Here is a 14,200-nt window from a genome sequence, read left to right on the forward strand (position 1 = left end):
TTTCCTTACGGTTTGGCATTACTGTCGCGTAATTGCAGTCTTCTCAATTCATCAATACGTGCATCGTAGCGTTGTTGTTCATAACTGCCCAATTTGCTTTTTCGGCTAGCATCGCTTAAGTAATTGATTGCATTATCATAGTTACCTCTAAGTGCCATCCCCTCGGCGTAGGCAGCGAGTTCTTCATTACGATTTCCTTGCTTAGCGGAAGCCTCTGCTAACAGATCCCAGCCAATAGGATCATCAGGGTAATCAAAGGTATATTTGTTCAAAAGTTTGCTGGCATCTTTATACTGATGATTATTAATCATGGCATTAGCTAGGTTAACCATAAACACCGTATTTTTAGGCGATTTCGTCAATGCATTTTGTAATCGTGTCACGGCTTGGCCTACGCGATGTTGTTCAATATCGATATCCGTCATGCTATCGATAAACCATGGGTTATCAGGCTGTTTGGCTAATAGCTCACTGATGATTTTACCCGCTTCGGCGTATTTTTTATCTTGAGAAAGCTGAAGGGCTTGGCCATATTGTGCCGCCATTTGTTCTTGTGCAGTGCCTTTACTGTAGTTATCAATGATCTGATCCAATGCATTTTTTTGGTCGACACTATACATGGACAGTATACGTACCCGGGCTAACATAAAATCAAATGAAGATGGCGCACTCACTTTAGGGTACTGATTCGAACGGTTACGGGCATCCGCTAAACGGCTATCAGGTAATGGGTGAGTTAATAAAATTTCAGGAGGCTTAGACATATAACGCGTTTGGTCTGACATGGTTTGCATGAAATCAGCCATCGCGTGAGGGTCAAAGCCTGAGCGTCTAAGTGTTTGTAAGCCAATTCGGTCAGCTTCTTGCTCATTAGCTTGAGTAAAGCTAATCATACCTTGTTGTACACCCGCCATGGTTCCGGTGAGTGCCGCAAATCCGGCTTGAGGATTTGCCATAATTAACAGCAATGAACCAATGGTGCCAGCAATCGCAAGGGGCGTTGTACTTTTCTGGTCTTCCATCATTCGTGCGAGATGGCGTTGAGTTACGTGAGAAATTTCGTGAGCCATTACCGATGCAAGTTGGCTTTCATTTTGACTATAACGAAATAGCGCCGAGTGGAGTACCACATTGCCGCCAAAATAGGCATAAGCATTAATATTGGGATTATTAACCAGATAAAACTTAAACGGTGTTTTAACTGAGTCTGCATTTTTCACCAAACGCATGCCCAGTTTGTTAATGTATTGAGTCAATAACGGGTCATAAATCAGTGGTGTACTCGCACGGATTTGACGGGTAATCGCATCGCCCATGATGATTTCTTGGTTAATGCTAAGAGTACCACCGGCGGTAGTGCCTATATCCGGCAGGGTATCTTCAACATTACTGTATGCAGGCAATACGGCGCCATTGAGTAGCGCTGTCATCATCAAAGCCAAGAGTGGATATTTCAATTTTTTAGTCATGGAGCAATTGTATCCCGTACAGCAATATGAAAATCGAATTAATTAGGAGATATGATAGCAAAAGCTATCGTAAAATCTGTTATTAGGTATAATTTTCGATAATTTAGGAACTGTCCTTTGCATTGATGCCCCAGGAGCCAACGAATGCTGGAATTGTTTTTACAGTGGTATCGCCGACGTTTTGCCGATCCACAAGCTGTTGCACTTTTTACTTTGCTTGTTATTGGCTTTCTTATCCTCTTCTTTTTCAGCAGTATACTGGCTCCATTGCTGGTGGCAATTGCGTTAGCTTATTTACTTGAATGGCCGACACATTTGCTTGAACGAATAGGGTTATCCCGTGTTGTTGCTGTGAGTATTATTTTGACCTTATTTGCGGGAATTAGTGCCATGGTTATTTTATTCATTGCACCGACAGCATGGCAACAAGGAATTAATTTAGTCGTTGATTTACCAACGATGGTGAATCATTTCAATGAATTTGCCAAAAAACTTCCCGAACAGTACCCTGCATTAGTTGATGTTGGCATTGTTGACATGATGGCCGATAATTTACGTAATCGATTATCAGGTGTTGCGGATTCGGTCGTTAAGGCCTCTGTCGCCTCATTAATCGGTATGTTTACTTTAGCTATTTATCTGGTTTTAGTGCCATTGATGATGTTTTTCTTGCTAAAAGATAAAGAAAAAATTGGCAAAAGTTTTTTGAAATTATTACCGAAAAATCGGTTGTTAGTTAGCAAGGTTTGGTTGGAAATGAATCAGCAAATTACCAATTATTTACGCGGTAAAGTGACTGAAATGGTGATTGTAGGCGTTTGTACTTACTTGTGTTTTGCTTATTTTGACTTGCGTTATGCGGTGCTTTTATCTGTGCTGGTCGGTATTTCTGTTCTTATTCCCTATATTGGTGCAGTGGCTGCGACAATCCCTGTTGTACTGGTGGCACTATTTCAATGGGGTATTGGCAGTGACTTCTGGACATTAATTATTGTTTATTTAGTTATTCAAGGGCTTGATAGCAATATTGTTGTTCCACTTTTATTTTCAGAGGCGGTAAATTTACACCCGTTAGTGATTATCTTGTCAGTTGTGATTTTTGGCGGGCTATGGGGTTTTTGGGGCGTGTTTTTTGCGATTCCATTGGCGACGCTGATTAAAGCTGTGATTAATGCATGGCCACAGGACGTAACCGATACTGAAAGTATAGAGAGCCTAGAGAAATCAGGTAAATCTGAATAGAATAGTGGCTTAAAAAAGAAGGGTTGTGTGCGATAACCACAACCCGATAAATATTAAATTATGGGTGGGCGTTTAAATAAGCCATGACGATTTCATGGTGATTACTGGTTTTGAAATCATCAAATACATGCTCTATATTGCCGGTGGCATCAACGAGGAAACTGATACGGTGAATACCGTCGTAGGTTTTCCCCATAAATTGTTTTTCTCCCCAGACGCCAAATTGCTCACAAACCTGATGGTCTTCATCCGAGAGTAAAGTGAAGTTTAACATCTCTTTTTCAGCGAAACGCGCCAATTTTTCTGGTTTATCGGTGCTGATACCTAAAACTTCAACATCTTTAGCTTTTAGTGTATCCATATCATCACGTAGGCCACACGCCTGAACGGTGCAACCTGGCGTCATCGCTTTAGGGTAAAAATAAACTAAGACACGCTGACCTTGATAATCAGAAAGATTGACTTGCTCACCATCTTGGTCAGGAAGGCTAAATTGGGGGGCCTTATCACCGGCTTTCAATGGGTTCATTACATGTATCTCCGTTAACTCTGCATGTTGGGGTTATTAACAATGCTGATATTGCCTTTAGCACTTAGCATTGCACATAGTTGTTGAAAATTGTTCTTTATAATAATGCCATTATCGTCCAACGGATCATGCGCAGTAATCTGAATTTCCAGTTGAGCAGGCAAATCATTATTAGCTGGTTGAGTTTTAGAAACAAGCTCTGCGATATTACATTGTTGGGTTGTGAATAAATTTGTGAATTGCTCAACAATTCGAGGAGCATCATCGACAACAACATTAACAGTGACTGTTGATGGGTAATAAGTCGTTTGCACGCTTTGGGTTCTTTTCATCACAATGAGTAGTTCAAGCTCTGCGCCTTTCAGTGGCAACGTTGCTTCTAATTGCGCGATAGCGTTCCAACCTCCAGATAGCATCATAATGAAAGTAAACTCTTCACCAAACATGGCGAGGCGACTATCTTCAATATTGCAATCACATTCGCTAACAAGGCGAGTGATAGTATTTACAATGCCTGGACGATCTGTTCCCAGCGCAGTAATAACAAGAAATTGCTGTTCAGTCTTAGGCAAAGTCTATTCCTTATTCATATATGGCATCAGGTCTTATTCAGAAGAACAAATTCTAATGAAAAGCTGATTTTAGATATTGGTAAGGAAACCATAAAAAGTTGAATCTGCCAAGGGGAGTGACTCACTCTTGCGAGAAATATCAGCGAATTATTACTTCTATTTAAGTTTATGATGCTAGCATTAACAAAATTCATTAAAATCTTGCGTTTGAGTGGTTTTCTTCTGTGAAATGAAAAAGTAACATGGGGGTTCAACTATTTAAGGGGTATCGACATGGCTAATGGAAACGCAAACTACAAAGATTTTTTAACGGGAAGCATTGTTGCAGTTATTACACCAATGGATTCGGCGGGTCGTTTAGACAAACAAAGCTTGAAAAAGTTGGTTGATTATCATGTCGAAAGCGGAACATCTGCCATTGTTTCTGTGGGCACAACCGGTGAGTCAGCAACATTAACCCATAAAGAGCATGTTGAGGTTGTGAAAGCGACCCTCGAGCTTGCTGATGGCCGTATCCCAATTATTGCAGGCGCAGGTGCCAATGCGACTGCAGAAGCCATTTCATTGACTAAAGACTTTGAAAACAGTGGTGTAGTTGCTTGTCTGACGGTGACGCCTTATTATAATAAACCATCACAAGAAGGGCTGTATCAGCATTTTAAAGCAATATCAGAAAACACCAGCTTGCCTCAAATTCTTTATAATGTACCATCACGTACTGGTTGTGATTTATTACCAGAAACCGTGGGGCGTTTAGCTAAATTAGCAAATATTGTTGCAATTAAAGAAGCAACAGGGAACTTAGCAAGGGTTCACCAAATCAAAGAACTGGTTGATGATAATTTTGTGCTGCTAACTGGCGATGATGCAACGGCGCTTGATTTCATGCAACTCGGCGGAAAAGGCGTTATTTCAGTCACCTCTAACGTTGCCGCTGCACAAATGGTAAAAATGTGTGACTTAGCGCTTGCGGGCAAATATACTGAGGCTCGTGAATTAAATAAACGACTGATGGGGCTGCATCTTCAGTTATTTGTTGAACCAAATCCAATTCCAGCGAAATGGGGTTGCCACCGTCTTGGCCTGATTTCAGATGATACTTTACGGTTACCAATGACACCGTTAACCGCATCAGGTCAGCAGAAGGTAGAGGAAGCTTTGAAGCTCGCTGGATTACTGTAAAACTTAGGGAATTTTAATGGCAACATTATTGCAAAAATCGAAGGTTATGAAGGTTGCTGGCCTGTCACTTGTTGTGTTACTGGCAGCCTGCTCCAGCGATCAGCGCTATAAACGTCAGGTCAGTGGTGATGAAGAATATCTCAATGCTGCGCCATTGAAAGTGTTGAATGCGCCTCAGGGAATCACATTGCCAGCTCAAAATGGTGAATATGATATCCCTAAAGCAACATCAACAGGGGCGGTAGGGAAAGCACTTGATATTCGTCCACCAATTCTGACGATTTCGCAATTATCTGGCTCACGGACAGAAGATAGCGCGGATGCAAGTCGTTTGTTGCTAGAAAATACACCTGAAAACAGCGCGTTGTGGTCTCAAGTGGCGATGATTTTGGAACAAAGAAATATTCCAGTTTCATCGAAAGATGATGGTTCTCGCTCAATTGATACCGACTGGGTGAAATGGGAACGCGCCGATGAAAATGTGCCAATTGAAACTCGCCATAAAGTGAGCGTTCAGCCCGAAAATGGCATGATTGCACTGACCGTTACAAGCTTAGGTATGCGTCAAGGCACTGAAACGATTACAGATGTTGTTGAAATTCAACGTTATAACAAATTATTGTTAAATGAGCTAACTGACAACCTGTACGCTTTACGTGATACCGCAAATAAAGGTAGCATTCAAAATGCCTATGGCATTATTGATGTTCAAACTGGCAGTGATGATACCGGTTTACCGCTGATTGTTGTCCGCGCACCGTTTGATGCTGTGTGGGAACGTTTGCCGCATACATTGGAAAGTGTGGGCATGAAAGTCGGTGATCGCACCCGTTCAACAGGTTCGGTCATGGTAACGTATAAAGGCTTGAGCAGCTCTGAATGGCAAGCGCTGGGTATTGATGACCCATCGGTGCCTGAAGCTGACTATAAAGTGCAAGTGGGTGATTTGAATAACCGTAGTAGTCTACAGTTTATCAATACCAAAGGCGTGCCTTTAACTCAGAAACAAAATGATGAAATGGTCGCAGCGTTGAAAGCGGCTTTCAGTAAAGCGCCTGCGAAAAAATAATCATTTGATTGTTTATTAGCTTATTTGCGAAAACCGTAATTCAGATAAACTGAATTACGGTTTTTTTGTATTTAGAAATTAAAAAGGTGTGTCTATCGAGTCTAATTAGAGATAGACAGAGGGTAAATGGATGTTCTTTACTCCCCGTTCCGATAATTGCTTCGCAAAGAATTCAATTTCTTGCTGCTGGGCGCTTTGCCAATCTTTCGCGATACCTTTAACCCCATGCGTTTGAAATGCATTAATTTTGATACGTACACTTTCTGGGAAAGCTGCCAATAAGACCGATAGCGCATCAATATTTTCAAGGTAATCAGTTATATTAGGAATAAAAAGCAGTCGAAGCTCATAAAGCTTGTTATGTTTCGCTAATAACGCAATGGTTTCTAGAACCTGTTGATTATTTTTTCCCGTTAATGATAGTGCGGTTTCAGCTGACCATGCCTTGAGATCGATCATCGCGCCATCCATGTAGTCCATGACTTTAAGCCAACCGGTTTGGCTTAAATACCCATTGCTATCAATAAAGCAGGTCAAGTGCTTCAATTGTGGTTGCTGTTTAATGGCTTTAAACAGCGCAATAATAAAGGGTAATTGTTGTGTTGCCTCTCCGCCACTTACGGTAACTCCGGTTAAAAATGCACTGTGCTTAGTCATCACCGCCAATATTTGTTCGACACTATAATGTAATGTCATTGGGCTGGCATTGAGTGTACAGGTCTGCAAGCAGGTATCACATTGTTGGCAAATATCAGCTTGCCAATTAATCTTACTATCATTAATAGAAAGTGCACCGTGAGGGCATGTCACGGCGCAATCCCCACAATGGTTACATAGTGCCATTGTGTAGGGATTGTGACAGTTAAGGCACCGAAGATTGCAGCCTTGTAAAAATAAGACTAAGCGGTTACCGGGGCCATCAACACAAGAAAATGGCAGTATTTTATTTATCGTAGCGCATCGATTGTTCACGGCTAATAACTCGTGGTTGGCGATTTAAAATATGACAATTCTCTGCGGCTTCATCCCCAAGCCAAGTGGTATTGATCCGTGAGCCTTGCTCTTTAAATTTCTTGATATCAGAGAGTCTCACCATATAACCGGTGACTCGCACAAGGTCATTACTGGCGACGTTAGCGGTAAATTCACGCATTCCATGGGCAAAAGCACCTTTACATAGCTGCATTAAGGCTTGTGGATTTTGTTTAATGGTTTCATCGACGGTTAAAATATCACTGACACCCGAAACATAGTATTGGTGGTGAGGTGCGACAGCCATGATATGGTCAACAGGGTTTGGCTCCTCCCCATAAGGGATCCTCACACCCGGTGTTGTGTCTTTATCTGAGCTTATGCCTGATTGAGCGTGTAGCATTGCTCTTTGGTTAACGCCGTAAGTAACAGGCGTAGCATCGACATAATCACTTAATTGGTGGCTAATCTGGTAGGCAAGGGATAAGGCTTGCGAATCGGGGGCATATGTTGCGTTGATGCCATCTTTCTCCATCAAAATATTGACCGCTTCTGCCATACCGAAGATCCCAAACATAGGGGCAAAGCGCTCAGGCTGAATAAGTCCTTCATGAACAAGAAAGCTGGATTGAAAAAAGTTTGATTCTTCATATAAAAAAGCAGTACGACGTTCGATTAGTTCATGTTGATACTGGCAGTATTTAGGGAGTTGCTGAGTCAGAAAATCATCGCTATTCGCGCTGCGCAGAGCCACTTCACGTAAATTAATACGAGACAGAGTACTTCCACCGCCACAAAGGGGTAGGGAGTTATAACAGCTGACAATGCCATAACCTTGGTTATCAAATGCGGCGGTATGAATAACATCATTTGCAATATGGGGTTTACTGCATTTACAAATATTATCAATAGCTTGTAAGAATAGTGATTCAGGGGTACGTTCAGCGTTGTACATAAAGGTTAAGTTAGGTGCAACCTGCTGTAATTGTGCATCAATCTTTAAAATGAGACGGCAAATCACGGAGTCTTCAGGGCCAATATTGGCATGCATAAAGGCATCTGGCAGGGTTCTATCAAGCATAATCCAAAAATGTTTAAGTTTTTTATACAGCTGTTCTTCTGTTTGATCAAAAACATAGGGCATCAACAATCTATCTAAATAACCGAGGAAGACAGGAAGTCCGGTGACTGAAGGGACGTGATGATAGAGGATCATCAGCATATTAAGTGCATCATCGAAATCTTGTGCAGGTTCAAGCTCAAGGTACTCAGAACCCTGTTTTAAAAAACGTTCATAGTCAGGCAGGACATAGCGAGGTTTGTAAGGGGCATGACCCTCATACATATCACAGATAACACGCTCGCTTAATGCTTGTTCAGTTTGCTCACTTAACGATAAGTAAGGGATATTATTTTCCGCTTCTAATGACAAAAAATGGGCTTTTTGTTTTGGTGATAAATTTTTGTCAGTTGCAATTTGAAGGCAATGAGCTTGGTAATCAGTCAATGGGGTATTACGTTTCATTATCGAATTCCTATTTTATAAGTGGCACTGAAACTAAAGAGCCAAGAAAAAACTGGCGAGTGCGGCACTCATTAAGTTTGATAGGGTTCCTGCACAAACGGCTTTAAAGCCAAGTTGAGCAACGTCTTTTCGGCGACTTGGTGCAAGGCTACCAATACCACCAAGTAAAATAGCGACTGCGGATATATTGGCAAATCCACATAAAGCAAAAGAGATGACAGCCTTAGTATGTTCAGATAACACGACTAATCCAGCGGCAGCGACATCGGCATCAGGGTGTAAATAGGGGCTAAGATTCGAGTAAGCGACAAACTCATTAAGAATAAATTTTTGGCCGATTAATGAGCCAGCAAAGTTGGCTTCAGACCAAGGGATCCCAAGTAGATAAGCCACCGGAGAGAAAACCCAGCCGAGTATTAGTTCTAAGGATAATTGCGGGTAATCAAACAAAGAGCCCGCGTAGCCAAGTAAACCGTTTAGCATGGCAATCAATGCAATAAAAGCCAGCAACATTGCACCGACATTCATGGCAAGTTGCATACCAGAAGCAGCGCCTCCTGCGGCAGCATCTATCAGGTTGGCGGGTTTTTCATAGCCAGCATCATGCTCTGCTATCTCTTCACTTGACATGACTTTTTCAGTTTCAGGGAGTAATAGTTTGGCAAAAAGTAACCCTCCCGGTGCCGCCATAAAGGATGCCGCGAGAAGGTATTCAAGTTTTACGCCAAGTAATGCGTAGCCTGCGAGGATTGACCCCGCAATTGATGCTGCCCCTCCACACATTACAGCAAATAATTCAGAACGAGTCATGGTTGGAAGATAAGGGCGTATTACGAGAGGTGCTTCAGTTAAACCGACAAAAATATTCGCTGTTGCCGAAAGGGATTCGGTTCGCGATGTGCCAAGCAATTTGTGTAAGCCACCACCAATGATATTAATGATGACCGTCATGATCCCGAGATAATATAGCACAGCAATTAATGAAGAAAAAAACACGATAGCCGGTAAAACACGTAGCGCAAATACAAAACCAGCGCCGCCAAAAAGATCAAACATCTTATCGGAGACCAGCCCACCAAAGATAAAATCAGTGCCAACTTGTCCGTAAGAAATAATACTCGATACCCCGTCAGATAACGCGGCTAGAGCTCTACGACCCGCAGGAATGTACAGTACAAAAGCACCGAGAGTGGCCTGCAAAATAAATGCGCCAATCACGGTTCGTAAATTAATTTGTCTGCGGTTTGATGAAAATAAAACCGCAACACTGATTAAAACCATCATTCCGATAATACTGGTTAAAATTGGCATAAAGTCCCTTAAGTACCCAGCTTGTTTCAAGTCATTTGCTTGGCGTTGATTGTGCTTAAAATATTGATTATCGTCCGCCTGTAGCTCGAATTATTGGGGAATAGATCCGTTGTCTATCAAAGATGTAATCGTAATTTGACGTGGAGTAACTTGATTAGAATCAAATAAAGGTAATAGGCCACAAATTGATGTGAAAATTTGCAACACCAAGCTAAATATTGACGAATAGTCACGCAAATAACCATTTTTGCTATTGACAATAATTTCGTTATTTAAAACGGCAATAACCCTATTCACGAAAGATTAATTAACGTAAACAATAAGGATTAAAATAATGGACAAAAAATCAGTGTTTATCGCTAAGTAATCGTTTGCGTCTATGCGCTATTTTTATTATCATAATTAGCAGTTAACGATAAAATATTGAATATCAGGTAGTTAGATAATTATTCCGAAATATACTGTAAGCGACTGATACAGAGCAGAAAATTAACAATGAACCTTGCCCACGTTATCACTGTTCTCTTGTTACTTATCTGAATCTGCTAAGCAGGTTGATATCCTTTTTAGTTTAATCACATCTCTGGAGTGCATAAGATGCAAAAGAAAGCTGAGTTGTATCGTGGAAAGGCAAAAACTGTCTATACCACCGAGGATCCTGAACTGTTGATTCTGGAGTTCCGTAATGATACATCAGCACTTGATGGTGAGCGTATCGAGCAATTTGATCGTAAAGGCATGGTGAATAATAAGTTTAACCATTTCATTATGACTAAATTAGAACAAGCGGGTATTCCAACACAAATGGAAGCGCTGTTGTCTGATACTGAAGCATTAGTTAAAAAATTGGATATGGTGCCCGTTGAGTGTGTCATTCGTAACCGCGCGGCAGGTTCATTAGTTAAGCGCCTTGGGGTCGAAGAGGGCATGGAACTAAATCCACCTCTGTTTGATCTGTTTTTAAAAGACGATGCAAAACATGATCCAATGGTTAACGAATCTTATTGCGAAACATTTGGTTGGGTGAGCCAAGCCAATTTAGCAGAAATGAAACGCTTAAGTTATAAAGCCAATGAAGTGTTAAGCCAGATTTTTGCTGATGCAGGACTGATCTTGGTAGACTTCAAATTGGAGTTTGGTTTGTACAAAGGTCAAGTGGTGCTAGGCGATGAATTTTCGCCAGACGGTAGCCGTTTATGGGATAAAGCCACACTCAATAAAATGGATAAAGACCGTTTCCGTCAAAGTCTAGGTGGTTTGATTGAAGCCTATGAAGAAGTTGCACGACGTATTGGTGTTGAACTGGACTAAATTAATAAATTTCATTTCCTTAAAATGATGATGTTTCAGCCTGCCATTGAAAAGCAGGCTGTTTTTTATCATTCATTCGATTGTTTTTTAGCGTCAAGAAATTGGCTAACCCATTGTTGAGGGTTGTTGTGTATGGGTAGTTTAAATGCATGACTCAAGGCGCTGAGAGTGGGAGCTGGAAGGTCGGTTTCAGGCTGTAGCTCAGGGTGGTGTAAAAGGGTATTTAAATTTCCATCCCCAATTAATTTACCTGCGGATAAATGCAATGCACGGGGAAAATGGCGGGCAACAAAATCGAAGTCATGGCTAATGGTTATAACGGTAGTCCCTTGTTCTCGCTGAAAATTTAGCCAATTTTCAAAACATTTCATCCAGTGGGCATCAAAGTCACGGCTTGGCTCATCGAGCAATAAAAGCTTTGGTGCAACAGCGCTTAAGCAAGCGACTGCGACCATTCGTCTTTGACCCGAATGAAGGTCAAGAGGATGTTTTTGTGCAACATCAGCTAATCCGCAGAGCGCTAATGCTTCGATAGTACGCTGCTGAATTTCGTCTTTAGGCCGTTTTTGGCGATGTAAGCCAAAAGCAACTTCATCTTTTACTGTGCTATGGAAGATTTGTTTTTCTGCTTCTTGAAATAGAATGCCGATTTTATTAGCGCGCTCTGGTGCAGAATAATTTGCAAGTGAATAACCGTTAAATAAAACTTGGCCGGTATTTGGTTTTAACAAACCCGCAGCAAGGCGTAATAGTGTCGATTTTCCCGCGCCATTATCACCCACCAGTGCGACCCATTCTCCCGTATTGATCATGGCTGACAGCGTCGAAATATTATTATCCGTTGAGCCAGGCCAACGATAAGTTAAATTATCAAGCTGAAGCATAGAATTCCTTTAGCGCTAGAAGTAGTTGAGATTCATTACGTGGGATAGGGGCTTTCCAATATCCCGCCTCAATTAAGTGTGCGATAGCTCGCCATGCATCAGGCATGTTAATCGAGTTTTGAGCTAGCATAAATATTTGCTCAGCAGAACCCGAGGCAAGCGGCTTTCCTGCATTAAGTAATAAAAATTTTTCGCAGAAATCAAGGGCCGGTAAAAGGTTACGCTCGAATAGAATCACACTACAACCATTTTGTTGGCAGTCGTGTTTTAGCTGAATTAATATGCGGTGTGTTGCGCTAGGGGTCAAGCGAGTGAATGCTTCATCTAAAAGTAACAATTGCGGCCGCATCGCTAGCGCACTCGCTAATACAACCCGTTGAGCTTCACCACCTGAAAGGGTGGCTGGATGGCGGGTTCTTAATGGTTCACAGAATGTAAGTGCAAGTGCTTCGTCGACACGTGTGTGTATTTCCTCTATGGATAAGCCTAAATTTTCAGGGCCAAATGCCACTTCTTGCTCTACGGTAAAGGTGCAACCCGATAACTGTAATTGCGGTGATTGTTGAATAAGCTGTCGGGATGCAGAAACTGCGACCAGTGAATTTTTGTCTAAGCTTTGGTTTAAGACTTGTGCCGTACCCTGTAAATGCCCACTGAGTAAATCAGGGTGCCATCCTGCGAGTAATTGTGCCAGTGTACTTTTACCACTGCCGTTACCACCAAGCACACAGAGCCACTCATTGGGTTGCAATTGCAAATCAATCGAACTCAAAATGGGGTGATCTGCCCCTTGTGGTACAAAATTCATTTGTTGTAAATTCACCACCACAGCGCTAACCCTCCTTCTAGAAGAATAAGCAATAAAAGACCATAACGCAGTCGTTGTTGGTATTGGCTATCCGCAGGAGGATTCAATGTTGTGCGTGTAGGACTATAGCGAAAACCACGCATATCTAGAGCCGCACCGCGAATGCTGAGATCGCTTAAGGCATTACTTGCTAGCGGTAGTAGTAGCGTGGGCAATGAAATTAACCGCTGCCAGAGATTACCATCAAGGGGAACCCCCCGAGCCAGTTGGGCTTCTTTTATACTGCTCAATTGCTGACGTAATTGTTCAGTAAGTAATAATGGGCCCGCTAATAAATAGGAAAAGCTAGCCGGCAATCGGCTAGCAAATAATGCCCGAATAAAGCGCTCAGTCGGTACGTATTGTAGCCATATCTGCGAGGCGCTAATGATGGTTAATAAGCGAAACCATAAAGCCATCGCTTTATCTTGATGGTGATTTTGCAACGTTTCACCCGTTAACCATTGTGCCAGCCATCCGCTATGGATCAACCAAAGGCCAGCTGCCATTGGAAGCATTATCCAAACGACAAAACGCCATCGATATCGTGCACTTTTCCACGATAGCAAAACCACAAAGGTGGCGCAGCTCAATAGAATTAATGGCCATCCCAAAGGCAAAAATAGCACACTCGCACTTAGCCAAAACCAGAGGGTTAACGAGGTGAACGGGTGCATTATTAGCGTACCTTCGCCATATTAGGGAAAGTTCGCTGGACGCGTTCAGGTAACCGTCGAACCAATAACCAGGCGATGAGTGCTGAAATAATTTTATCGGCAATATTGGCACCTAAAACAGTGATAGCGACAGATTCGAGTAAATTATCACCTACAGCATGGAAGTAAGCGACAAAGAAATCCGCGCCACTGCCTGTCGTTCCGGCAAATAAATAAGTTCTAATCGGTACGGCTACAATCATTAACGCAAAAGTGATCACGACACCCGATAGAATTACGCGAGGTAAAGTACGGAACCCTCCCGCACGGGCTAAAAGCCCGGCACTGAGCCCTATCATCATAGCAACAGGTGCGAAAGCCGCCGCGATAGGGCCGCTTAATAACCCCCACAATAAGTTAGTCAATAACCCGCTGGTTAACGCCACCCAAGGACCAGCAAGCAGCGCACAAATTAGCGTACCAATTGAATCGAGAAAAATGGGGAGCTTCAGCATGGAGCTTAATTGCCCTGCGATCATATTGATTGCAACGGAAAAAACAATTAAAGCCAAGGTACGGCTTGAGATAATAGGTGCTTTTGTCATGACAATGTCATTCCTTGCAAATAGAA

The 14,200-nt window shown here is 42.2% G+C and carries 14 protein-coding genes; 4 read left to right on the plus strand and 10 right to left on the minus strand.

The window, feature by feature from the left end; translation table 11 throughout:
• Positions 1 to 5: 5 nt before the first annotated feature.
• Entirely contained in the window at positions 6 to 1,469 is a 1,464-nt protein-coding gene (bepA, locus tag M998_RS00240) for a beta-barrel assembly-enhancing protease (protein WP_068444445.1), read from the minus strand.
• A 144-nt stretch (positions 1,470 to 1,613) separates the two neighbouring features.
• Between bepA and M998_RS00245 the strand changes: the two genes are divergently transcribed.
• Positions 1,614 to 2,711, plus strand: a complete 1,098-nt coding sequence (locus tag M998_RS00245) for an AI-2E family transporter (protein WP_068444443.1) — start codon at positions 1,614 to 1,616, stop codon at positions 2,709 to 2,711.
• 58 nt (positions 2,712 to 2,769) lie between these two features.
• On the opposite strand, the gene bcp is transcribed toward M998_RS00245, so the two are convergent.
• Both bcp and M998_RS00255 read right to left on the minus strand, forming a co-directional pair.
• A complete protein-coding gene (gene bcp, locus M998_RS00250) occupies positions 2,770 to 3,240 on the minus strand; it encodes a thioredoxin-dependent thiol peroxidase (RefSeq protein WP_068907085.1) in 471 nt (156 codons plus the stop codon).
• 14 nt (positions 3,241 to 3,254) lie between these two features.
• Positions 3,255 to 3,812, minus strand: a complete 558-nt coding sequence (locus tag M998_RS00255; RefSeq protein WP_068444436.1) for a glycine cleavage system transcriptional repressor — start codon at positions 3,810 to 3,812, stop codon at positions 3,255 to 3,257.
• A 273-nt stretch (positions 3,813 to 4,085) separates the two neighbouring features.
• Here M998_RS00255 and dapA point away from each other — a divergent pair, with 273 nt between their 5' ends.
• Positions 4,086 to 4,994, plus strand: a complete 909-nt coding sequence (gene dapA / locus M998_RS00260; RefSeq protein WP_068444434.1) for a 4-hydroxy-tetrahydrodipicolinate synthase — start codon at positions 4,086 to 4,088, stop codon at positions 4,992 to 4,994.
• A 16-nt stretch (positions 4,995 to 5,010) separates the two neighbouring features.
• Entirely contained in the window at positions 5,011 to 6,063 is a 1,053-nt protein-coding gene (gene bamC, locus M998_RS00265; RefSeq protein ID WP_068444431.1) for an outer membrane protein assembly factor BamC, read from the plus strand.
• Positions 6,064 to 6,168: 105 nt separating this feature from the next.
• Here bamC and M998_RS00270 read toward each other — a convergent pair whose 3' ends face one another.
• Genes M998_RS00270 through M998_RS00280 form a run of 3 tightly spaced genes read right to left on the minus strand, consistent with a single transcriptional unit; the run spans position 6,169 to position 9,871 of the window.
• Positions 6,169 to 7,035 (minus strand): YjjW family glycine radical enzyme activase, encoded by an 867-nt coding sequence (locus M998_RS00270; protein WP_068907086.1) that lies wholly within the window; start codon positions 7,033 to 7,035, stop codon positions 6,169 to 6,171.
• Positions 7,007 to 8,560 carry a YjjI family glycine radical enzyme gene (locus M998_RS00275; RefSeq protein WP_068444425.1) on the minus strand — a complete coding sequence of 518 codons (1,554 nt, stop codon included), beginning with the start codon at positions 8,558 to 8,560 and terminating at the stop codon, positions 7,007 to 7,009. Before M998_RS00275 ends, M998_RS00270 begins: the two co-directional genes overlap by 29 nt.
• Positions 8,561 to 8,593: 33 nt before the next feature.
• The gene (locus M998_RS00280) at positions 8,594 to 9,871 is read right to left on the minus strand and encodes a NupC/NupG family nucleoside CNT transporter (RefSeq protein WP_068907087.1); all 1,278 of its coding nucleotides are present in this window, start codon (positions 9,869 to 9,871) and stop codon (positions 8,594 to 8,596) included.
• Positions 9,872 to 10,468: 597 nt separating this feature from the next.
• Here M998_RS00280 and purC point away from each other — a divergent pair.
• The gene (purC, locus tag M998_RS00285) at positions 10,469 to 11,182 is read left to right on the plus strand and encodes a phosphoribosylaminoimidazolesuccinocarboxamide synthase (protein ID WP_068444419.1); all 714 of its coding nucleotides are present in this window, start codon (positions 10,469 to 10,471) and stop codon (positions 11,180 to 11,182) included.
• Between the two features lie 68 nt (positions 11,183 to 11,250).
• Here purC and M998_RS00290 read toward each other — a convergent pair whose 3' ends face one another.
• From M998_RS00290 to M998_RS00305, 4 genes are read right to left on the minus strand one after another with little or no spacing between them, the layout of a single operon-like run.
• Positions 11,251 to 12,066 carry an energy-coupling factor ABC transporter ATP-binding protein gene (locus M998_RS00290; RefSeq protein ID WP_068444415.1) on the minus strand — a complete coding sequence of 272 codons (816 nt, stop codon included), beginning with the start codon at positions 12,064 to 12,066 and terminating at the stop codon, positions 11,251 to 11,253.
• Entirely contained in the window at positions 12,053 to 12,895 is an 843-nt protein-coding gene (locus tag M998_RS00295; RefSeq protein WP_068444412.1) for an energy-coupling factor ABC transporter ATP-binding protein, read from the minus strand. The genes M998_RS00290 and M998_RS00295 overlap by 14 nt, the downstream gene beginning before the upstream one ends.
• Entirely contained in the window at positions 12,886 to 13,590 is a 705-nt protein-coding gene (locus M998_RS00300; protein ID WP_068907088.1) for an energy-coupling factor transporter transmembrane component T, read from the minus strand. The genes M998_RS00295 and M998_RS00300 overlap by 10 nt, the downstream gene beginning before the upstream one ends.
• Before the next feature lie 2 nt (positions 13,591 to 13,592).
• Positions 13,593 to 14,174 carry a hypothetical protein gene (locus tag M998_RS00305; protein ID WP_068444407.1) on the minus strand — a complete coding sequence of 194 codons (582 nt, stop codon included), beginning with the start codon at positions 14,172 to 14,174 and terminating at the stop codon, positions 13,593 to 13,595.
• Positions 14,175 to 14,200 lie beyond the last annotated feature (26 nt).

Origin of the sequence: Providencia heimbachae ATCC 35613, from assembly GCF_001655055.1 — a bacterium.
Taxonomy (GTDB): Bacteria; Pseudomonadota; Gammaproteobacteria; order Enterobacterales; family Enterobacteriaceae; genus Providencia; species Providencia heimbachae.